This is a genomic window from Enterococcus sp. AZ128 (assembly GCF_051714485.1).
Lineage (GTDB): Bacteria > Bacillota > Bacilli > Lactobacillales > Enterococcaceae > Enterococcus_A.
The window spans coordinates 2,006,586-2,028,001 of sequence record NZ_JBIORZ010000001.1; the positions used below are offsets into that span (position 1 = coordinate 2,006,586).

21 protein-coding genes and 1 tRNA gene are annotated in these 21,416 nt (G+C 40.8%); 6 read left to right on the forward strand and 16 right to left on the reverse strand.

The genetic code is table 11. From position 1 onward, the window contains the following. Window positions 1-314: 314 nt before the first annotated feature. From efp to IGI38_RS09865, 4 genes are all read right to left on the reverse strand, one after another. Window positions 315-878: an elongation factor P gene (efp, locus tag IGI38_RS09850; protein ID WP_438729294.1), complete on the reverse strand. Its 564-nt coding sequence runs from the start codon at window positions 876-878 to the stop codon at window positions 315-317. A gap of 174 nt (window positions 879-1,052) precedes the next feature. Then, window positions 1,053-1,685, reverse strand: coding sequence for a YczE/YyaS/YitT family protein (locus tag IGI38_RS09855; protein ID WP_438729296.1), 633 nt, complete (start codon window positions 1,683-1,685; stop codon window positions 1,053-1,055). 401 nt (window positions 1,686-2,086) lie between these two features. Next, window positions 2,087-2,584, reverse strand: a complete 498-nt coding sequence (locus IGI38_RS09860; RefSeq protein WP_438729298.1) for an HD domain-containing protein — start codon at window positions 2,582-2,584, stop codon at window positions 2,087-2,089. 130 nt (window positions 2,585-2,714) lie between these two features. Next, on the reverse strand, window positions 2,715-3,476 hold the full coding sequence (locus IGI38_RS09865; RefSeq protein WP_438729300.1) for a TrmH family RNA methyltransferase: 762 nt from the start codon (window positions 3,474-3,476) through the stop codon (window positions 2,715-2,717). A gap of 136 nt (window positions 3,477-3,612) precedes the next feature. Between IGI38_RS09865 and IGI38_RS09870 the strand changes: the two genes are divergently transcribed. Next, window positions 3,613-3,885: an acylphosphatase gene (locus IGI38_RS09870; RefSeq protein ID WP_438729302.1), complete on the forward strand. Its 273-nt coding sequence runs from the start codon at window positions 3,613-3,615 to the stop codon at window positions 3,883-3,885. Window positions 3,886-3,990: 105 nt separating this feature from the next. Continuing rightward, a complete protein-coding gene (gene yidC / locus IGI38_RS09875) occupies window positions 3,991-4,923 on the forward strand; it encodes a membrane protein insertase YidC (RefSeq protein ID WP_438729304.1) in 933 nt (310 codons plus the stop codon). A 40-nt stretch (window positions 4,924-4,963) separates the two neighbouring features. Here the strand turns inward: yidC and IGI38_RS09880 are convergent, their stop codons facing one another. The 5 genes from IGI38_RS09880 to IGI38_RS09900 all read right to left on the reverse strand — a co-directional run bounded on the left by IGI38_RS09880 (window position 4,964) and on the right by IGI38_RS09900 (window position 9,052). After that, complete coding sequence (locus IGI38_RS09880) at window positions 4,964-6,163, reverse strand: ABC transporter permease (protein ID WP_438729306.1); 1,200 nt, start codon at window positions 6,161-6,163, stop codon at window positions 4,964-4,966. Continuing rightward, window positions 6,160-6,846, reverse strand: a complete 687-nt coding sequence (locus IGI38_RS09885) for an ABC transporter ATP-binding protein (RefSeq protein WP_438729308.1) — start codon at window positions 6,844-6,846, stop codon at window positions 6,160-6,162. Before IGI38_RS09885 ends, IGI38_RS09880 begins: the two co-directional genes overlap by 4 nt. Further along, window positions 6,847-8,064 carry an efflux RND transporter periplasmic adaptor subunit gene (locus IGI38_RS09890; RefSeq protein WP_438729311.1) on the reverse strand — a complete coding sequence of 406 codons (1,218 nt, stop codon included), beginning with the start codon at window positions 8,062-8,064 and terminating at the stop codon, window positions 6,847-6,849. After that, window positions 8,065-8,541 carry a hypothetical protein gene (locus IGI38_RS09895; protein WP_438729314.1) on the reverse strand — a complete coding sequence of 159 codons (477 nt, stop codon included), beginning with the start codon at window positions 8,539-8,541 and terminating at the stop codon, window positions 8,065-8,067. 439 nt (window positions 8,542-8,980) lie between these two features. Continuing rightward, window positions 8,981-9,052: transfer RNA gene (locus IGI38_RS09900), tRNA-Glu, on the reverse strand. A gap of 244 nt (window positions 9,053-9,296) precedes the next feature. Here IGI38_RS09900 and IGI38_RS09905 point away from each other — a divergent pair. From IGI38_RS09905 to IGI38_RS09920, 4 genes are all read left to right on the forward strand, one after another. Further along, on the forward strand, window positions 9,297-9,926 hold the full coding sequence (locus IGI38_RS09905) for a helix-turn-helix transcriptional regulator (protein WP_016181339.1): 630 nt from the start codon (window positions 9,297-9,299) through the stop codon (window positions 9,924-9,926). A gap of 11 nt (window positions 9,927-9,937) precedes the next feature. Continuing rightward, the gene (locus IGI38_RS09910) at window positions 9,938-10,750 is read left to right on the forward strand and encodes a pyruvate, water dikinase regulatory protein (RefSeq protein ID WP_438729317.1); all 813 of its coding nucleotides are present in this window, start codon (window positions 9,938-9,940) and stop codon (window positions 10,748-10,750) included. A gap of 139 nt (window positions 10,751-10,889) precedes the next feature. Further along, window positions 10,890-12,824, forward strand: coding sequence for a fructose-1,6-bisphosphatase (locus IGI38_RS09915; RefSeq protein WP_438729320.1), 1,935 nt, complete (start codon window positions 10,890-10,892; stop codon window positions 12,822-12,824). 139 nt (window positions 12,825-12,963) lie between these two features. After that, on the forward strand, window positions 12,964-13,905 hold the full coding sequence (locus IGI38_RS09920) for an AEC family transporter (protein ID WP_438729323.1): 942 nt from the start codon (window positions 12,964-12,966) through the stop codon (window positions 13,903-13,905). 95 nt (window positions 13,906-14,000) lie between these two features. Here the strand turns inward: IGI38_RS09920 and glyS are convergent, their stop codons facing one another. From glyS to hisH, 7 genes are all read right to left on the reverse strand, one after another. Further along, entirely contained in the window at window positions 14,001-16,079 is a 2,079-nt protein-coding gene (glyS, locus tag IGI38_RS09925; RefSeq protein WP_438729325.1) for a glycine--tRNA ligase subunit beta, read from the reverse strand. A gap of 1 nt (window position 16,080) precedes the next feature. Further along, window positions 16,081-16,968, reverse strand: coding sequence for a glycine--tRNA ligase subunit alpha (glyQ, locus tag IGI38_RS09930; protein ID WP_438729328.1), 888 nt, complete (start codon window positions 16,966-16,968; stop codon window positions 16,081-16,083). Between the two features lie 714 nt (window positions 16,969-17,682). Further along, window positions 17,683-18,510, reverse strand: a complete 828-nt coding sequence (locus IGI38_RS09935) for a histidinol-phosphatase (RefSeq protein WP_438729331.1) — start codon at window positions 18,508-18,510, stop codon at window positions 17,683-17,685. Between the two features lie 158 nt (window positions 18,511-18,668). Beyond that, window positions 18,669-19,301 (reverse strand): bifunctional phosphoribosyl-AMP cyclohydrolase/phosphoribosyl-ATP diphosphatase HisIE, encoded by a 633-nt coding sequence (hisIE, locus tag IGI38_RS09940; protein ID WP_438729334.1) that lies wholly within the window; start codon window positions 19,299-19,301, stop codon window positions 18,669-18,671. Between the two features lie 15 nt (window positions 19,302-19,316). Further along, the gene (hisF, locus tag IGI38_RS09945; RefSeq protein ID WP_438729337.1) at window positions 19,317-20,075 is read right to left on the reverse strand and encodes an imidazole glycerol phosphate synthase subunit HisF; all 759 of its coding nucleotides are present in this window, start codon (window positions 20,073-20,075) and stop codon (window positions 19,317-19,319) included. Continuing rightward, window positions 20,072-20,791 (reverse strand): 1-(5-phosphoribosyl)-5-[(5-phosphoribosylamino)methylideneamino]imidazole-4-carboxamide isomerase, encoded by a 720-nt coding sequence (gene hisA / locus IGI38_RS09950; RefSeq protein ID WP_438729340.1) that lies wholly within the window; start codon window positions 20,789-20,791, stop codon window positions 20,072-20,074. The genes hisF and hisA overlap by 4 nt, the downstream gene beginning before the upstream one ends. After that, entirely contained in the window at window positions 20,788-21,414 is a 627-nt protein-coding gene (hisH, locus tag IGI38_RS09955; protein WP_438729344.1) for an imidazole glycerol phosphate synthase subunit HisH, read from the reverse strand. Before hisH ends, hisA begins: the two co-directional genes overlap by 4 nt. Window positions 21,415-21,416: the final 2 nt, after the last annotated feature.

A 21,416-nucleotide genomic window follows, 5' to 3' on the forward strand; every position in this document is an offset into this window, starting at 1 on the left:
ATGAAACTATTATATTAACAAGAAAGCCTAACAGAACCATTCTGCTAGGCTTCTTTGAGGTATCAAAATGACTTGGTCAAAAAAAGGACCTGTGACGAAAGTCTTGTCACAGATCCTTTTTCCGAACAAACGGTGTGTCAGAAGTAGCTTCTTCTTCGCAAGCTACGCATACAGTTACTGCTAAGTTTCACTAAGCAGAGCTAGCATTCGGAAATAAGCCGAAATTTCACAAAAATTTAAGAAGCAATTTTCGGAAATTCCTTCTTATTTCTTGAAGCTGACCACTTCTGTCACAGCCTCGTTCTCAATCACAATTATTTATTCGCACGTTTTTGGTATGCGCCCTCTTGTGTACTGATTTCCAGCATTTCGCCTTCTTCAATAAAATCAGGAACGTTTACAACTAAGCCTGTTTCCATTGTCGCAGGTTTGCCTGAACCAGTGACTGTTGCACCTTTAATTGATGGTTGTGTCTCAACAACTTTCAAGACAACTGAAGATGGCAACATTACGCCGATAACTTCATCGCCGAAGAACTGGATCTTCACTTCCATATTTTCAAGGATGAATTTCATTTCATCTGCAACGGTCGATACAGGAATTTCATATTGTTCGTATGTTTCTAAATCCATGAAAATAGCAACATCATCTTGACTGTACAAATATTGAACAGGTTTTGTATCGATCATTGCTTTTTCAAATTTTTCGTCTGGACGGAATGTTGTGTCATACGTTGAACCTGAACGTACATCGCGTAATTTCATACGCATAACTGTATTTCCTTTACCAGGTTTGTGGTGGCTAGCATCTAGAACTTTGATCAATTTTCCGTCTTGAACGAAAGTCATACCAGCTCTTAAATCGCTTGCTGAAATCATTAATAAGCACTCCTATTCTTATTTTATATGTTCGAATTCTTCTAACGCGAAGATTCGATGGATCGTCATTCATGTACGATTCTACTATAAAATGAACCTTTTTCATTGTAGCAAATAACCCTTGTAGTTACTAGGGAAATTTAGTTATCTATCTGGAAACTCAGCGTAATTTGCTTATTTCGCTGCTCGAACTCGGAAGAAGTTTAACTTTGGTAATTGATTCAACGTCATTTCTAATGAAGGACCCATTAGAAGCAAAACGATTAGCGTACCAAAGCCAATGTGTCCACCTAGTAAAAAACCGGTCAAAAAGATCATCGCATCTAATACGATCCGAGCGATTTTTACTGAACTCTTCAGTAAACGTTTCAATAATATCATCAACGATTCATAGGCGGCAGAACCTGCATCTGCTAATAGATAAATACCTGTCCCAATGCCAAAAATGATTGATCCCGCAATAATCGAAAAATAGCCGGTCCCACTAGGAATCGTATGCAGTATCCCTGCCCAGTCTAAAATATTTAGACAAAAACCCAATCCAAAACTGTTGATGATACTCCCAAATCCAATCATTTTCCGGTCATAGAAAAAGACGATCACGAGTATGATCCCATTAAACAACATACTGACAGTTCCAAATTTCAAAGGCACATGCTGCAAAATTCCTAATACTAATGTGCTGATGGCATCCGCACCTAATCCGCTGACAACAATCAATCGAACGCCGATCGCAGCAATAAACGTTCCTATAACAGCAAAAAATAATTGCTTTACTGCATTTGGTTTGATAATTTCGTTCCTCACTTTCTTTATATGACTAAGTGCAACATCTCACCTTGGTAAACTGTTTTACTTAAAAATTTTCTGATAGAAATCCATACTGCTAACTGATCGCTAGCTCTAGTTCTGTTTCAGTTTCCTTCACTCACATATCTTCACACGTAAAGAATTCAGTTCAGTATAAAGCAGAAGTACAGTATTTTCCTGCTACTACTACGTAAAAAAGCGTGATTAACAGACAAAGTGGTTGTGAAAGAAGTGGGCAGCTTCAATAAATTTCTGCTTATTTTCGAATGCTAGTTCTGCTTAGTGAAACTTAATAGTAACTGTATGCGTAGCTTGCGAGGAAGAAGCTTCTGGAACACCGTTTACTCGAAAAAAGGAGCTATGACAAATCTTTTGTCACAGCTCCTAGAATTGTTCTGTTAGTTCCATTCTCTTTTTAGACGTGCTTTGTAGGAATTGAATCGGTCTACTAAAGGCACAGCAGCTTCTTTAACGGCGCAATATTTGTCGACCATTGTTACAATGTAGCTTTCCTTATATTTGGGAGGCGTAATCGTTGCTCCCCACATATGCTTAATAATAATATCACGTTCAAGTTCAGATAACTCAGTGATCTTTTCTGCGTTCTTCACAGCAATCCGCGGATGCATGTAGGCATGGGAGCCTTCATCGAATTTCGTTGTCCGCCAGTCATAGTAGAACAAATCATGTAATAAACCCGCACGAGCAGTTGCTCTAGCATCGCCGTTAAATTGTTTTGCTAATTTGTAGCTATTATAAGAAACACTGATCGAGTGTTCCAAACGTGTTGAATTCATATGTTGGGTGTAGTTTGCTAATCTTTGTACTTCATCGGTAGCTAATAAATCTTCAATATAAGAAACGTATTCTTCATCGTCACGCCAGTTTTCTGTCATGGATATAAAGCCCCTTTTCATTTGTCTCTGTCGATAAGTATAGCACGGTGAAGAAAAGTTGAATAGGCTTCCATGAGTTTGTGAATAAAGTTTAACAGTTCCTTAATAACAGTTATCAAATTGTGAATTTTTACTTAAGTAAGTGGAACATTAACACACCGGCCGCAATCGCGACATTCAGTGACTCCGCTTGCCCCTTAATTGTAATGTACAAGTTCTGATCCGTCATCGCTAATAGCTCCGGCGACATCCCTTGTCCTTCATTTCCCATCACTAAGGCGAAATCCGTCATTTTCTCGACCGCAAGATAATCTTTTGCGTCTTTATCTAGCGCTGTTCCTAAAACAGGATGGTCCGCTTGCTGGAATTGCGGGATAATCTCGGGTAGAGCCCCATTTCTTACTGATAAATGATAGAGACTGCCTTGAGTGCTGCGCAAGGTTTTCGGATTATACAGATCCGCACTGCCCGATCCTAAGATAACGCCGGAAAATCCTGCCGCATCCGCCGTACGAATCATCGTGCCGACATTGCCAGGGTCCTGCACCTTATCCAGCAATAACCACGCACCGGAAAAATCATCGCTCTCTTCCACAGGCATCTCTGCTACAGCGATCATTCCCTGCGGTGTTGGCTGACTGGCTAACGTTTTCAATACCTCGTCGGAGACTAAGTAATAATCAGTTAGATTCTCTTCGATCCATTCAGACCATTCGTTTAAGCCCCGCTGACTGATAAATACTTCTTTCAACACCACACTGGCAGCTTGGGCTTCTTGAATCAGATGAAACCCTTCTAATAAATAGGTCCGAGTCTGTTGCCGGTATTTTTTTTGTTGTAGTTTTTTGGTTTCTTTGATCAATGTATTTTTACTCGATTGAATTTCTTTCAACGTATTCACCTCGTTGGTTACCCTATATTTTCTCTTTGATACAGCTACGTCTGCCATTATAGCACGCGAATTCTTGTCTCAACCAGAAAAAGTCGTTATCATAGGAGAGAAGATAAAAATAATGGGAGGTTTTCTTATGAAGATGTATTTGAATGTTACTGGCCGTGTCCAAGGTGTTGGTTTTAGATATACCACCTACCAATTAGCCATCGAAATTGGGCTGACTGGAACGGTGAAAAATGAAGACGACGGCAGTGTGACGATTGAAGCTGTTGGTACAAAAGAACAAATAGCTGACTTTCTGGAAAAAATCAAAAAGCCGAAAAATCCTTTTGCAAAAGTAGCACATATCGAACAATATGAAGACCCTACCATCAAAGACTATAGTCAATTTAACGTGGTCTATTAAAAATAAGACAAGGTTCCCTTACTTTTCTCGAATTTGATTGAAAACCCCAGTGTTATCTAGTATAGTATTTCCTGTATAAATTTTTATTAGCAGAGGAAGAATTGAATGAATAAATTTAAAAATTGGCTTTTAGGCTCCGGCCTTTTGGGTGTTCTTTTACTATTATCAGGTTGTGTTCGCTCAAATAGTGATGGTACCCCAGATACATCGGGCCTTGTCTATCGAATGCTGGTTGTTCCATTGGAGAATTTTCTTAATTGGATGGTTCAAAACTTCAACTGGTCCTATGGCCTAGCGATCATCGTCTTGACGATCATCGTTCGTTTGATTATCTTGCCATTAGGAATCCATCAATCAAAGAAATCTTTGATTCAATCAGAAAAAATGCAATCAATCAAACCACAAGTTGATGCTGCTCAAGCAAAAGTTAAGCAAGCAACAACACAAGAAGAACAGATGGAAGCACAACGTGAAATGCAAGCTGTCTACAAGGAAAATAATGTCAGCATGATGGGCGGTATGGGCTGTTTACCATTACTGATCCAAATGCCGATCTTCTCAGCTTTGTATTACACAGCTCGTTTCTCGGAAGGGATTCAACATTCAACATTCTTAGGCATTGACATGGCAAAACCAAGTATCCTCTTGGTAGTCGTTGTCGGAGTGGCTTACTTGCTTCAAGGCTATATTTCATTGATTGGTGTGCCAGAAGAGCAAAAGAAAACCATGCGCAGTATGATGATCGCATCACCATTGATGATCGTCTTCATGTCCTTCACTTCACCTGCTGGTGTGGCGCTTTACTGGGTAGTCGGCGGTATCTTTAGTTGTCTGCAAACCTTTATCACAAACGTCTTGATGCGCCCTCGTATCAAAGCAAAGATTCAAGAAGATCTAAAAAATAATCCACCAAAACAAGTTGTTACTAAACCAATCAAAAAGGCTGAACCAGTAGCACCAAAGCAAGTCAGTCAGCCAAAGAATAAAAATAAAAACAACAACAACGGCCGTAATGCCGGTAAACAACAACGAAAATAGCAAAATGAAAAACCATCGCTTGCGGGCGATGGTTTATTTTTTATCTTAAAATATCGATCAAATCTTTTTTTGCTGCTTCTGAAGCCGGCATTACTGAGAAGATTAACCCGATACCGCTAGAAACACCCACCGCCAAACAAACAGTGAATAAATCGACAGATACCGAAATATCCATCACATTCCCAATTGCATAGGCGACGATCATTCCAAGCAGATACCCGATGATCCCTCCAACAAGCGTCAAGGTCATGCCCTCCAGTAGAAACTGCATTCGAATCGCACCGCGTGTCGCGCCTAACGCTCGACGAATCCCGATCTCCTTTGTACGTTCAGAAACAGAGATATACATCATGTTCATCACACCGACACCAGCAATAAATAGTGAAATACCAGCGACCGCACTAATAAATAGCGTAATACTATTTAACACTTCACTGATTCCATCCGTCATCATCGCCATATTGGAGACTTGATATTCCCCTTGCTGACGCATGGCTCCAGCGGATTCTAGTTTCTTAATCGCTCGGTCAGCGACTTTATTAAGCTGGCTGCCATTTGCTAAGGTCAGAACCACTGAGCTCGTATCCTGCTCATTCCCGAAGAAATGAATATACGTCTGACGCGGCAGCAGAATCTTAGTCGAGCCTTCTGAAAACATGGTCTCCTCAGCTCCCGCTGGAAAAACACCGATAATCGTAAAGACTTGCTTATCAAGTTCAAAGCCCCGACCTACTGCGCTCTTCGCTGAACCGTAGAGTTCCTTTGCCAATGAAGCGTCAATCGTCACTACTTTGTTTTGCGTTTGGTTATCATACGCACTGATTGCACGACCATGGCTGACAGAATCCCCATCTTTAGAAACGACTCCTACTCGATAATTCTTTGTTTTATCTTTGATTTTGACATCCTTGTAAATATAAGATAAATCGTTTTTAGGGTATGAAACAGATTCAACCCCTTCAACATTTTTCAGCAAACTAAAATCAGAGGACTGGATCATATCAACATTGGAATAATACAGAGCAGTATTCCCAGGTACAAAATTGATATCCACTTCCAGTTTATCTGAGTCTTCGGCAGTGAGACTCTCGATCGTGTCTCGTTCAAAGCCGCGGCCAATTGACAAAATGGCAATAACAGCCGCAATCCCGATAATGATCCCAAACATCGTCAATGCACTGCGCTTCTTGTTTTTGAAAATCGATCCGATAGACGAGCGCCAATTTACATAAAACTTCATTCTTCATTCACCGCCCTGTCTTCAGTGATCGCACCATCTCTGATTTTGACTAAACGTGTGCAGTAGGGGACGACTTCAGGATCATGGGTTACTAGAAAGATCGTCGCATGGTCACGGCGGTTCAATTCTTTGAACAAATCCATGATCTCATTCGAGGTATGAGTATCTAACGCCCCAGTCGGTTCATCAGCAATAATAAACTTCGGTTGGTTGATCAACGCTCGAGCAATAGCGACCCGCTGCTGTTGCCCACCAGAAAGTTGACGCGGGTGCTTCTCTGATTTATCCGCAATCCCAACTTTTTCTAACGCTGACATGACTCTTTCCTTCGTCTGATGGAAGCCATAACCGTTGTAAAGCAAAGGCAGCTCCACGTTCTCATAGACCGTATAATTTTCGATCAAACTGAAATTTTGGAAGACAAAGCCTACCATTTCATTTCGCGTTTTCGATAATCGATCATCCGTTGTAGTGACCAAATTCTCGTCTTCAAATAGATATTCTCCATCAAATTTCGTATCAATAAAGCCCAGCAAATTGATCAGCGTCGACTTCCCCGATCCTGACGGTCCCATAACCGCGATCATTTCGCCCGCATCAGCTTTCAGGTTGATGTCTTTTAATACATGCAGCGATTCTTCATCGTTGCGATAATACTTATTGATGTTTTTTAGTTCGATCATTTAATCCACCGCCAATTCCTGACCGTCTCGTAATGATTTGTCAGGATTTGAGATGATCCGATCACCGTCCTTAAGGCCATCTTTCAATAGGTAATAGTCCCCTTTATCCTCCGCTTGGATCGTCACTTCCCGAACCTTTCCTTTGTGGTACGCAAAGACATAGTGAGTATCTCCTGTTTTTCGGACCGCCTTTTTGGGGATTCGAATCTCATTCAATGGCAAAACAACTTGAACATTATAGCCATATTGCAGCTCCTCTGTTGGTTTCACGATGAAGCTATAATTGGAAACCGAACTAGTTGCTGCAGAACCTGACGCTCCAGCTTGACTGGCATCCGCACTTGCTTGATCCGGTAATTTATTTACGTGTGTGATCGTTCCGGCAATCTCTTGATTGGTAGTGATTGGTTTAATCGTTACTGCAGCATCTTGATGTACTTGCGGGTAATCATACTCGGAGGCTTTTGCTTCAACGGTTATCTCATTACTAACAATTTTTACAACCGGTACCGAAGGATCATTTTTGCCTTTTTCGTTGATATACGCAGTTCCCTTAGTGGCACTAGCAATTGTTGAGCTGACTTTGGCGCGCATCGTGTTGACACTCTGTGAAGCGGAGCTCAATTCAACATTGGCACTTTCCAGCGCTTGTCTGGCTTGGACAACTGCATCGCTGGCAGCATCTAAACTACTCTCATACTGTGTCCTCTCTTGATTGTATTGCTCTTTCTTCGCAGCACCCTCTTCTGTGTTTTCGTTCGTATTATTATAGTTTGTGATTGCATCATTCAATTTTTGTTGTTCTTTGGCTTGCTTATCTTGTGCAAGCGCTAATGATTCCTGCGCATTAGAAACAGCTAAATTGAGCTTATCTAAATTCGTGCTTTGCTCGTCTGCCTGCTCTTGATACTCTGTGTTGGTATAGCTCAAAAGCAACGACCCTGAGTCTACTTCCTGCCCATCCTGAACATTGATCTCAGAAATTTTTCCTAAAGACTGATCGTAATAATAATCTTGAGTGTGGGTTGCTTCTACAACACCATTGAAAGTTAGCGGATCGGACTTCTTCAAGGTAACTGTTTTAAACGGATTCTCCTTAACCGTGTTACTCTTCATTTGAGAGTAAACGAAAGCTCCAATAAATAAAACGAGTGCAAGAACTCCCGCAATAATACTCCAACGGATCTTTCGTTTTTTCGTCATTTTTTTCTTTTTCATTTAATACTCCTCTGGCTCTGCTTTAAATAAGTGCACGATCACAAGAATCGCTGGGATTAAGAAAATAAATTGGAAAACGATCCCAATAATTACTGTTATGAATGACACATTGACCCCTTCTACTTGCATTTTAGGCTGCATCATCATATTAATTGCTAAACCGACAACACTCCATCCAATGTATACGTAATAAGGCACTTTTGTCGGTGCAACCTCATCAGCTAATTTCTTGTTAGCCATAAAATAGAAAACGACTAAGGCAATCGAAATTAACAATGATAATACAGATATAATTTTAGTCAACGGACTATTCAGATAATCAAACATCTGTAAACCGTAATCTCCTAACATTTTGTAATCACTCATTTTAGGATTTAAACTTTTTGGTAGACCGAATACCCCTGTAGCGACTGAAATCAGAGATAATATAATCAAGATCATATTCCAAGTCTTTGCTTTTTTTAAATGCTTTTCCATTTCATCACTCCATCCAACAGTTTTTCATCTATTCATGAAAAGATTGCAACATCCCTAAGCAAACATTTCACAAAATAATTCTCATTATACTACTAAGTTCATCCTCTTTTGAAGGGTGATCCTGAAAAAAGGTATTTCTGTCCTTAACGTACACAATTCAATAAAATCAACAGATTTAAAGAATTATTTTTCCAGACCTAATAATTAAGAGGCGAGTGAACGACCATAAAATCAATATAGTAGAATTAATGAAATAAACGCTTGCTCGTTCAATGAAAAATGATAAAACTATCCTATTTTTATCATTTTAAAGATTGAATAATTAAATGAAAAAAATTTTTCAATTCTTTTACTGAACGATCGGAAAAAGCATTTTTGAGAATACAAAGAAACGCTCATCAACAAAATCGCTGATGAGCGTCTCTTTTCTTTACTAATATAACCCGTACGGGATTTGAACCCGTGCCTCCGCGCTGAGAACGCGGCGTCTTGACCCCTTGACTAACGGGTTGTGCTTTTTCTCAACAGAAAGAATTATACTGCTAAATTATTTTTTTAGAAAGTATTTACACTTCATTTTCGCAAACAATTTAATATGTGTTTATTTAACCATTCATGTTGTTTATATAGTTATTACGTGTATAATAGGTTGTGTATTCAAGTGATTGCTTTTTTTGACGTACTTGAATAAACAACGAAAGAAAAATAAATTCATTTTTTCTCACAGAAAAACGAATGCATTACTAGGAGGACCTATGAATCTATCACAAAGGCAAGAAAAAATCATCGAGATCGTTAAACGCGACCAACCGTTGAGCGGCGAGAAAATCGCTGACCACTTAGGGATCTCACATGCTACTTTACGAACCGACCTCTCCTTCTTGACAATGGCAGGTATTTTGGAAGCAAGTCCAAAGGTTGGCTACACTTATACAGGTGTAGGCATAGAACAATTTCTATTCGATAAAATCTTTTCTGTAAAGGTGGAAGAGATCATGCTGTCACCGCTGTTAACACCGCAAGATACCTCGATCCATGATGCCATCACCAATATGTTCATGTATGATGTTGGTTCGATTTATGTAACAGACAAAGAACAGCATCTTGTCGGGCTGCTGTCGCGCAAAGATTTATTACGGGCATCTCTAAACAGCAACTTGCAAAATACGCCAGTCGCAGTCGTTATGACGCGTGCCCCTCATCTGCAAACGTGCACGAAGGATTACACGATTCTAGAAGCAGGTGCAGTCTTATTGGATTACCAAGTGGATTCTTTACCTGTAGTCAGTGAAGACGATCCGAAAAAAGTGATTGGAAAAATCACGAAATCGCGAATTTTTAATTATATCATGCAGCAAGCAAAACAAACTGAAACCAATCGATAGGAGCGAACAAAATGAAAAAAAGTGTACCATTATATATGATCTCTGATTCAGTCGGCGAAACGTCTCTAAAATTAGTGAACGCTGCGGCAGCTCAATTTCCTACAGTAAATTTTGATTTATCTTACCGTTTTCCTTTCACTAAAGATGAAGAAGAACTAAAGAGTATCTTAGGGGACGCATTAAAGGACAGTGCTGTCGTCGTAACGACATTAGTCAGCGACAACTTGACCAAGATCGTCGAAGACTTTGGTGACCGAACAGGTTTGCAATACATCAATTTAATGAGTCAGTTCATGGATATTGTTCATCAAAAAACCGGGGTCGCTCCATTGCAACAAGCAGGGGTCGTACACAAATTAAATCAAGAATATTTTGATCGCGTCGCAGCGATCGAGTTCGCAGTGAAATATGATGACGGAAAAGATGCAAAAGGCTTTTTAGAAGCAGATATCGTGTTGCTAGGAATCTCTCGTACTTCTAAAACACCATTGAGCATGTACTTGGCAAATAACAGGATCAAGGTAGCCAATCTGCCGTTGATTCCTGAAGTGCCTTTACCTGAACAAATAAAATCTGTACCGAAGGACAAGATTGTTGGACTAGTAATCGAGCCGGAAGTTCAGAAAAAAATCCGCATGAGCCGACTAAATTCTCTCGGTTTAGCTGAAAATTCTCGCTACTCAGATATCAACCGGATCAAAGAAGAATTAGATTATGCACTAGGCGTTTACGATTACTTGGGGGCCTTCACATTGGATGTCACGAACAAATCTATTGAAGAATCCGCGACATTGATTTGTGAACATTTAGATAACCGCTTATAAAAAGAATGTCTCTCCTGCTCTTCACAGCAATCGGTTTCATTCTACGACTTAGTAGGTTAATGAACGGGAGAACTGTGGAAAGCGAAGAAACTTTTACGTTAGAAAAATCAGTCCATTATTATGAATAAGGAGCGCATTTATGCTATCGACCCGTGAAAAATATTATCAAATGTTGGAGAAAGAATTTAGTACCAAGGAGGCGATCATGACCGAGTTGATCAACTTAGAAGCGATCATGCATCTGCCAAAAGGAACCGAACTTTACATCAGTGATATTCATGGGGAGTTCACCGCCTTTGATCACATTTTGCGCACTGGTGCGGGTAACATCAAAGAAAAAATTAGTTTACTTTTCGGTGACCGTTTGACGGAGCATGAAAAAGACAAATTGACGATTCTTGTGGCCTATCCTAGAGAATCATTAGACGATAAAGATTTTTACGCGTATCGAGATTGTTCTTGGTACCGCAAAAAAATTCGACAGCTTTTAGAACTGCTGGCTTTCTGTTCTACCAAGTATACCCGCTCGAAAGTACGTAAAGCTTTACCGAAACAATATGCGTATATCATTGAAGAGCTGATGTACACTGATACGAATTATTCCGATAAGGCTGCTTACTTCGATCAAATTTTGGCACATCTTTTGGATTTAGAACAGGGCAGACCTTTTATCGTCGCCTTGTGTCAAAGCATCCAGCGTTTAGTGGTCGATCATCTCCATGTTGTCGGCGATATCTATGATCGAGGTCCAGAGGCCGATAAAATCATGGATAAACTATACCGCCACCCTTCCGTTGATATTCAATGGGGAAACCATGATATTTTATGGATGGGCGCTTATGCAGGCTCACGAGCCTGCTTGATGACTCTGCTACGAATAGCCGCGCGTTACAATTATCTTTATGAGATTGAACAGGCTTATGCGCTGAATCTCCGTCCATTGTTTATGTATGCGGAGGAGCACTATCAGAAAAATCCGATTTTCACACCGAAGGAAAAAAACAGCAGTGAAAGTTATTCGATTGAAAGCCTAGACAGCTTAGAAAAAGTTCATCAGGCACTGTCGATTCTCCAATTTAAATTGGAAGGACAATTGATTAAACGACATCCTGATTTTCAAATGGAGGATCGATTACTGTTTGAAAAAATCGATTTCGACAAAGATACGATCCACTTAGCTGGAAAAGATTACCCACTACAAGGAAGTTGCTTTCAAACCTTGCAAAAGGACGTACACGCGTTAACTGAGCAGGAAGAATATGTGATTGATACGCTCCTAACTTCTTTCCAGCAATCAGCAAAAATGCAGGAGCATATGCAGCTGCTTTTAGAAAAGGGATCAATGTACCTGGTTTATAATCAACATCTGCTCTTTCACGGCTGTTTGCCGCTAAAAGCGGATGGCAGTTTTCTCCCACTGAATGTTGATGGACAAGATTATGGCGGAAAAGATCTTCTGAATTTTTTTGAAGAGCAGATCCGCTCAGGCTGCAGAAATCAGCAAAAGGATAGTTCCGCGGCTGACTGGATCTGGTATTGCTGGACAGGTAAAATTTCACCGCAGTTCGGCAAGAGCGCGATGACGACGTTTGAGCGTTATTTCATCGCTGATAAAAAGACGCATAAAGAAGTTAAAAATCCTTATTACCAATTTCGTGATACACACGAAACCTGTCAAATGATTTTAGAAGAATTTGCTTTATATACGTCAAATTCACGAATTATCAACGGCCACACCCCAGTGAAAGTCAAAAGCGGCGAATCACCGATCAAAGGTGAAGGCATGTTGTTCGTGATCGATGGCGGTCTCTCAAAGGCTTATCAAAAAACGACTGGGATCGCGGGGTATTCTCTATTGAATAATTCTTACGGCTTCCAGCTCGTTACACACGATCCCTTTGAATCTATCGAAAACCTTTTAGCCAAACAAGCAGATGAAACATCCTTGAAACGAGTGATCGATAAGGATTTGAAGCGCATCCTAATCAAGGATACAACCGTCGGCGATAGTCTTGAAGAACAGATCGAAAACTTAACGGGACTACTAAATTATCAAGACAAAAACGACAACTAGCTCACTGTTAACGAACTATTTTTCATACGTATAACATTTTCTAAACCTGCTGAAGCAGGTTTGGAAAACTATTAACACGGGTGCCATCAGCAATTGATGATGCCCGTGTTTTTCTGTATAGTAGTCTCGAGGTGAAAAAATGATTTCCGCATATATTAATATCTTTTTTATTTTTGTTTTAATGTTTATCGGCTATTTGCTGACTTACAAGCAATGGTTCTCGAATCAAGTCGGCGATGCCTTCTCTAAGCTGGTTCTACAGATCGCCCTGCCTTGTAATATGTTTTTGACGATCACGAAGAATTTTTCTCGGGAAGAATTTCTGCAGCTATTCAGCGGAACAGTGATTCCGTTGCTTTCAATGCTTCTGACTTTTGCGGTCAGCTTTGCTTATCAGCGGATCTTTCAGATTACGCCAGCTCGTAAGGGAATTTTCTCGACAATGTTCACATGCTCCAATACGATTTTTATAGGCTTACCCATTAACTTAGCCATCTTTGGTGAAAAAGCAGTCCCATATGTATTGCTCTACTACATCGTGAATACTACACTCTTTTGGACATTGGGTATTTATTTCATCGCTCGTGATAATCCAAAAATCGAACAAGCAACAGTCAATTTTCATTTAATACCGATTCTGAAGAAAATTTTTTCTCCTGCATTGTTAGGCTTTCTGATCGGTTTATGTGCCGTTCTCATGGCTATTACCGTCCCAGACTCAGTCGCGACTTTCTTGAGCTACCTTGCAAACTTGACCACACCATTATCAATGTTCGTGATCGGGATCATCGTATATAATGTGGGAATAAAAAATCTAACATTGAACAAAGATATTATCGGCGTGATCGTAGGACGCTACGTGATCTCTCCCCTGATCGTCTGGCTCTTAGGACAATGGATCAGTGTACCGCCATTGATGCTTTCTGTATTTATTATCCAGGCCGCCATGCCGGTTCAAAATTCCGTACCGATCTTGGCTCGTTCTTATGGTGCCGATCAGCAATTTGCCGCGTCGGCTTTAGGCTACTCTGTTCTGCTGTATCTTGCCTATATTCCGTTGTTATTAAAGTTGATACTCTAAAAGCCTTCGAGCGCGAACTCGAAGGCTTTCTTTTTTTGTCTAACTTAATGAGTCCAATCAATAAAATACTGATTGAACTCTTAGAGTCTTCACGGCTATTTCGTAATGATTTTATCAATGCTTGCTAAAGCATTCGCCATGCGAGCAATAATCGCTAATTGGTTCAAACGGTTGTCACGAACAGCTTCATCGTCTACCATGATCATCGTTTCGTTGAAGTAACGTTCGATCACTGGACGCAAATTCGTCAACGTTTGATAATTTTCAGCCATGCTTTGGTTAGAAAATTCATCTTCGGCTTCTTTCACCGCAGCATATAATTCTTTTTCGGTATCATTTTCAAACAGCTTAGGATCAACTTTGAAATTAATAGTCGTTGGGTCCATTTTCTTCGTTAGGTTGATAACACGCGTCAAGGCCTCCATTGCCTCTTTAAAGTAATCATCAGACAAATGCTGATCAAAGATTTGAGCTGTCTTAAAGACTTGAACGAGGTCACCTTGATGAGAATCCAATACCGCATCAATAATATCGTGACGTACGTTATACATTTGCAAACGTTGGCGCATACGGCCCTTGAAGAATTCGATGAACTCTTTTTGGTCGCGATTGAAATGAATGCCATAATCTAAAACATCTTCGTTGATCGCATCCACGATCGCTCCTTGCATGTCTGTGAATGAGAACGTCCAGCCTTGAGCTTCGACGATCCGGACAATGCCGTAAGTTTGACGACGTAATGCGTAAGGGTCATTAGAACCGCTTGGGATCATGCCTACGGCGAAGAAACCCAATACACTGTCAATCTTGTCAGCAATCGCTAAAACCGCTCCAATCGCCGTTTTAGGCAATTCACCTTCAGATGAGATCGGCAGATAATGTTCTCTGACCGCTGTAGCAACAGCTGGCTTTTCACCCTTCAATAAAGCATATTTTTCACCCATGATTCCTTGTAACTCAGGGAATTCGCCTACCATGTTCGTAACTAAATCGAATTTATAGATTTCTGAAGCACGCTTCAAGTCCGTTAATTCGTCCTCGCTTAACCCTACTTGTGCGCCAACCACCTGGCTGATTAAACCGACACGCTGCATTTTTTTGTACATGCTGCCGATTTTTTCGTGGAAGGTCACATTCTTCAATTTTTCAACGCACTCTTCAATCGACAATTTCTTATCTTCTTCAAAGAAAAACTCACCATCTTCTAAACGAGCGGCCAAAACTTTTTGATTCCCTTTAACGACATTATCTAATTTTACGCTGTTTCCGTTACGGACAGAAATGAAATGAGGCAACAGCATACCCGCATGATTGCGCACTTCAAAATAGCGTTGATGTTCCTTCATCGAAGTAACTAACACTTCTTCAGGTATCGATAAGAAACGTTCCTCAAAATCACCAACAAATGCCGTTGGATATTCAACTAAGTTCGTTACTTCTTCTAATAAATCTGAATCAAGATCAATGACCCATTTATTTTTTTCCGCAATTTCTTCAATTTGTTCTACAATCATTTGTTGCCGCTTATACGCGTCAGCAATTACAAACTGTTCTTCTAATCTCGCTTCGTACTCGCTTGGATCTGCAAGTTCAACTTGATCCCCTAAGAAACGATGCCCTTCTGTCGTTCGTCCCGTTTGCACATCTAGCAATTCAAATGGAATCACTTCTTCATCCAATAATGCTACGATCCAATGAATCGGGCGGATGTATTCAAACATTGTCTCTCCCCAATGCATCATCGTTGGGAAATTCATGCCCTTCACAACATCTAAAAGTCCTGTTAAAACTTCTTTACTTTCTTTTCCGTGGATATACTTTGTCACATACACATACTCCACACCGTTTAATTCACGGAAAGTGATCGCATCAGTTGTTAAACCCTGCCCACGGACAAATCCTTCAGCAGCTTTACTCCAGTTGCCCTCTGCGTCTTGAGCGATTTTTTTTGCAGGTCCTTTGACTTCCTCTTGCACATCGTCCTGACGGTCAGGAATACTTGTTACCCGAATTGCTAGGCGGCGAGGTGTCGAGAATGTTTCGATAGAGTCAAACGTCAAACTGTTTTCTTCTAAAAATTTCGAGACCTTTTCCTCTAGTTGTTTGATACTTGGCCAAACCACATGGGCTGGCATTTCTTCTAAACCAATTTCTAATAGTAGATTTTTCGCCATCTTATTTGCCCTCCTGATTCAATAATGGGAAGCCTAGTTTTTCCCGTTCAGCTACGAAGATTTTCGCGACAGAACGAGCCATATTACGGATACGAGCCAAGTATCCGGCACGTTCAGTTACGGAAACAGCTCCGCGAGCATCTAATAGATTAAAGGTGTGGCTGCATTTCAAAATGTAGTCATACGCTGGATGCACCAAGTTTTCGTCAATGCAGCGTTTCGCCTCTTTTTCAAATTTTTCAAAATTCTCCAATAACATTTCTTGATTGCTTTCTTCGAACGAATATTTTGAGTGTTCATATTCTGGTTGTTTGAAGATTTCACCGTATTTAACACCAGCACTCCATTCCAAATCATAGACACTGTCAACTTCTTGGATATATGAAGCCAGACGTTCCAAACCATAAGTCAATTCAGAGGTTACAGGATTCACTTGCAGACCGCCGACTTGTTGGAAATACGTAAACTGCGTGATTTCCATACCGTCTAACCAAACTTCCCAACCAACACCGGCACAGCCCATTGATGGATTTTCCCAGTTATCCTCTACAAAACGAATATCATGTTCTAATGGATCAATTCCTAATAAACGCAGGCTGTCTAAATACAATTCTTGGATATTTTTTGGTGAAGGTTTCATCACCACTTGGAATTGGTGGTGTTGATATAAACGGTTCGGATTTTCTCCGTAACGGCCATCAGCTGGACGACGCGATGGTTCAACATAAGCCGCACGCCACGGTTCTGGTCCGATCGCCCGTAAAAAAGTATACGGACTCATCGTTCCTGCTCCTTTTTCTGTATCATAGGCTTGCATCAACATACAGCCGTTGTCTGACCAAAATTTTTGTAACGTTAAAATCATTTCTTGCACTGTTAACTTGCTCATTCTGTTTCCTCCTACTTACTTATTGAAAAATTTTATTGTCTATTTCTTAGCTTGTGTGAAGTTGCGCGGTAGCTGATAATTCTAGTTTATACATTATTGAGAAGTTAAACTTGCAGATGCAGCTAGCTCAAAGAAAAATGGGCTTATCTTCGTACGCATACCATTGCACTGTGCGCCTTGATCAAAATCTGGCTCTGACTCTTGGGTTTCTTCTTTCACCAAATAAACTGTGAAAAGCGCAACTAGCAACTGACAAAAAAAGTCCCTATGCCGAAAAAATTCGACATAGGGACGTATCAACGCGGTTCCACCCTACTTCCAAGCAATTACTTGGCAGCTTTAACTACATGTGCTCACAAACGCCAACAAAATTTGTTTCCCTGCTTGGCTTCCACCGGCCCAAACTCGCTGTGTTCTTCCACAAATTTCTAAATTTGATCATCGCACCTATTCAACTTGGTTCTATAATAGCGACACCAGACCCTTTTTGTCAAATCTTTCTGCTATGCGAGTTATGCTTTTCGCAGTTTTGCATAATACAAGAGATTTGATTAATATATTAGCTCAATCAATAGATGAGTCGTTTAGCGAAATCGTATGCGTACGAAAATGGATTTATTTTTCTGTTTTTAGAAAAATAAATTCCTTAAAAATGAGCTAGCTTCGAGTTACGTTTTTCGCAGTTTCTACGTTACAAAAGACTTTTTAAGGGCGCTAGTCCAAAGGGATCAGCTGGAAAATACCATTTTTCAATTGCATCGTCTCTGTAAAACCAACCGATTTCAGCAACTCAGCCGTTTCTGGAAAATGACAAGTCAAAGTCGTCGTCTCATGGCTATCGCTCGTAATAATAATCGGACATTCTCTTTTTTTTAATTGCTTCAATAAAAAAGGATTCGGATACGGCGTTGTTCGCCAATTACGAGAAATCGCCCCCGTATTGATTTCTACCATTCCGTCATAGGTTTGGATGATATCAACGACATTGTTCAGCGCCTTTAGTGCAATCGCCTGATATTCCGGACTTTCCTCATCTAGCCAAGGATTTTTCTCGTTGAATTTCGTAATCAAATCAAAATGACCGACAATTTTCGAATGATTCTGGTTGATATGTTTCACGACAGTATCATAATAATCGCGAACTAATTGCAGCGTATCTCCTTGATACCACTCATTCAAGGTCTTCATCAAACTTTCCGGACTTTCATCGACACTGCGAAAGATTCCTTGCCGCGGTGGAAAATAGTGTACTGACCCTACAGTATAATCATACCCTTCGATCGGATCGGCACTGTAATAATCCCATTCTAACCCTAAGCTGATGGTTAACTGTCCCGCCAGTTTCTCCTTCAATTCATGCAAAGCTGCTTGATAAGACACTTCATTCTGTACACCCAAACAACTGGGATCAAAGAGTGCTGGTGAGTGACATGTAAAACCTAAATCAGTAAAGCCTAAATCGATCGCCGCTTGCGCCATATCTTCTAGAGTATCTTTCCCATCACACCACGTACTGTGGGTGTGAGCGTTTGAATAGAACATCGCTGATTCCTCCTAATTCATCTCAAAGTACTCATTTTTAAAAAATAGATCTACTTTTCATCATGTCCATCATTCTGCCAGTTTTATCATCAAGCTAGCTCGGAACAAATGCATGGATTTTTCGTGCACGTATCATTCTCTGAAACAGAACTAGCAGTTTATTGCATCCGTTCTTGCTTAACTTTTTTATCAACGACATGACGGTTCGCTAGTTCTTGGCGTACTTCTGCTAAATCGATTCCCATCTCTACCATCAGTACAAGAACATGATACACCAAATCAGAGATTTCAAAAACGGTTTCACTGCGGTCCCCTTTCATTGCGCCGATTACGACTTCAGTCGATTCCTCACCGACTTTTTTCAAGATTTTTTCGGCACCCTTTTCAAACAAGTAGCTGGTATAGCTGCCGTCTTGAGGCACTTCTTTACGTCCCTTGACTAATTGATATAACGCATCAACCGTTGCCTGTTGATCCTCACCATACAAGATTTCGTTGAAGCAGCTCTCCGTACCTGTATGACAAGCCGGCCCATCTTTTTTAACTTTTGCTACTAACGCATCCTGATCACAATCCAGTTTTAGCGAAACTAGGTGCTGATAATTTCCACTTGTCTCACCTTTGCGCCATAATTCTTTACGACTGCGAGAATAGAAAGTCATCAGCTGATCCTTTAATGTCATCTCATAGCTTTCTTGATTCATATAAGCTAATGTTAATACTTCATTGCTCTCAGCATCCTGTACGATCACCGGGATCAATCCTTGCTCGTCGAATTTTAACTCAGTCATAGTATTTCCGCCCCTCTAAACGATTCGGACAGGAATGCCCGCCGCCATCAATTGTTTTTTTAGATCAGGAATTTTTACTTCGCCATAATGGAAAATGGAGGCTGCTAGGCCAGCTTCGATCTTCGGCAATTGGAACAAATCGATAAAATCTTCGCTCTTGCCGGCTCCGCCAGATGCCACGATTGGCAAAGTAGTAATCTCGCTGACCGCCTTCAACAGCTCTAAATCAAAGCCTTGTTTCACGCCATCGGTATCCATGCTGTTAATGACCAGTTCTCCAGCCCCCAGCTGTTCACCTTGACGAATCCACTCTAAAGCCTCTAATCCTGTATCTTCTCGTCCACCTTTTGCAAAGACGTGCCACTGATCGCCCACTCGACGCACATCGACTGACAAAACAACACACTGGCTGCCATAGCGTTTCGCGCCTTCTTCGATCAATTGAGGGCGACGAATCGCACCAGAATTGACACTGACCTTATCTGCCCCACAATTCAAAACCCGTTCAAAATCGGTAACTTCATTGATGCCGCCACCGACAGTCAATGGAATAAACACTTCCGAGGCCACACCTTTCAAAATATCGGTAAACAAGCCGCGTTCTTCCGCTGAGGCTGTAATATCATAAAAAACCAGTTCATCTGCCCCCTGTTCATTATAGAAGCGAGCCAAAGTTATCGGGTCATTCACATCTTGCAGACCAGCGAAATTTACGCCTTTTACTACACGTCCATCACGAACGTCTAAGCATGGAACGATTCTCTTGGCGATCATTGATTGTCACCTCCTGCAGCTAAAACGTCCTCTAGTTTTAAACTTCCATTGTATAATGATTTCCCAACAATCGCGCTGGAAACACCTAACTGTTTCAGTCCCTCGATATCTTCCAAAGATGCCACCCCACCTGATGCAACGATCTCAATATTCAACTGATTGAGTTTTTCATATAATGGCAAATTGATCCCTTCGCCTGTACCATCACGAGAAATTTCAGTGAAAATAATTGTTTCAGCGCCCCACTCAACTAATTGCTGACAGAATTCAAAAGCGTCTGTTTCCGTTTTTTCCAGCCAGCCTTCTACAGCCACTTTTTCATCTTTTGCGTCAACACCAATCGCGATTCTATTGCCATATTTTTTCAGCATCGCTCTTGTAAACGCTGGGTCTTTTTGAGCGATCGTACCGAGAATCACACGATCAACCCCCGCAGACAAGCAATTCTCGATCGTTTTTTCATCACGAATACCGCCGCCGACTTCTACGAATAAGTTCGTATTTTCCACGATTTTTTTGGCGATCCCAAAATAATGTAGCTTCCCAGCCTTAGCGCCATCTAAGTCCACAAGGTGCAGGCACTTTGCTCCCGCATCTTCAAATGATTGCGCAAAAGCTACGGGATCGTCACCAAATACCTCTTTTTGATCATAATCACCTTGGTATAATCGAACCACTTTCTGATCTAAAAGATCGATTGCGGGAAAAATTTTCATGCTGACACCTCCGTAAATGCTTTTAAGATATTTAACCCGACATCACCACTTTTTTCTGGATGAAATTGAGTTCCAAAAACATTTTTATTTTGTACAATCCCTGGAATCGAGAGTCCATATTCACTATCAGCAACTAGATATTCATGGCATTCCGTCGCATAGTAACTGTGGACGTAATAAACAAAATCATTTTTTCCAACTGATTTCGCCAATGGACTTGCATTATTTTGTACATCTAGTTTATTCCAGCCAATCTGCGGCACTTTTAAATCAATATCCGCTTGATCAAATGCATCCCGCATCGAAACGATTCGACCAGGAATCAATCCTAATCCGAGATGTTCACCAAACTCTTCACTCTTGTCAAAAAGCAGTTGCATCCCTAAACAAATCCCTAAAAAAGGTTTGCCAGAAGCCGCCAATTCCTGAATCGGTTCAACCAGCGATAGCTCCTCCAACTTTCTCCGTGCATCACCAAAGGCACCAACCCCCGGCAGAATAATCCGATCCGCTGACTTTAATTCATCTAATGACCGGGTAATTTGGCATTCCACCCCTAGATATTCCAGTGAGCGCGACAAACTGAACAAGTTCCCGACCCCATAATCGATAATTGCTAGCATAG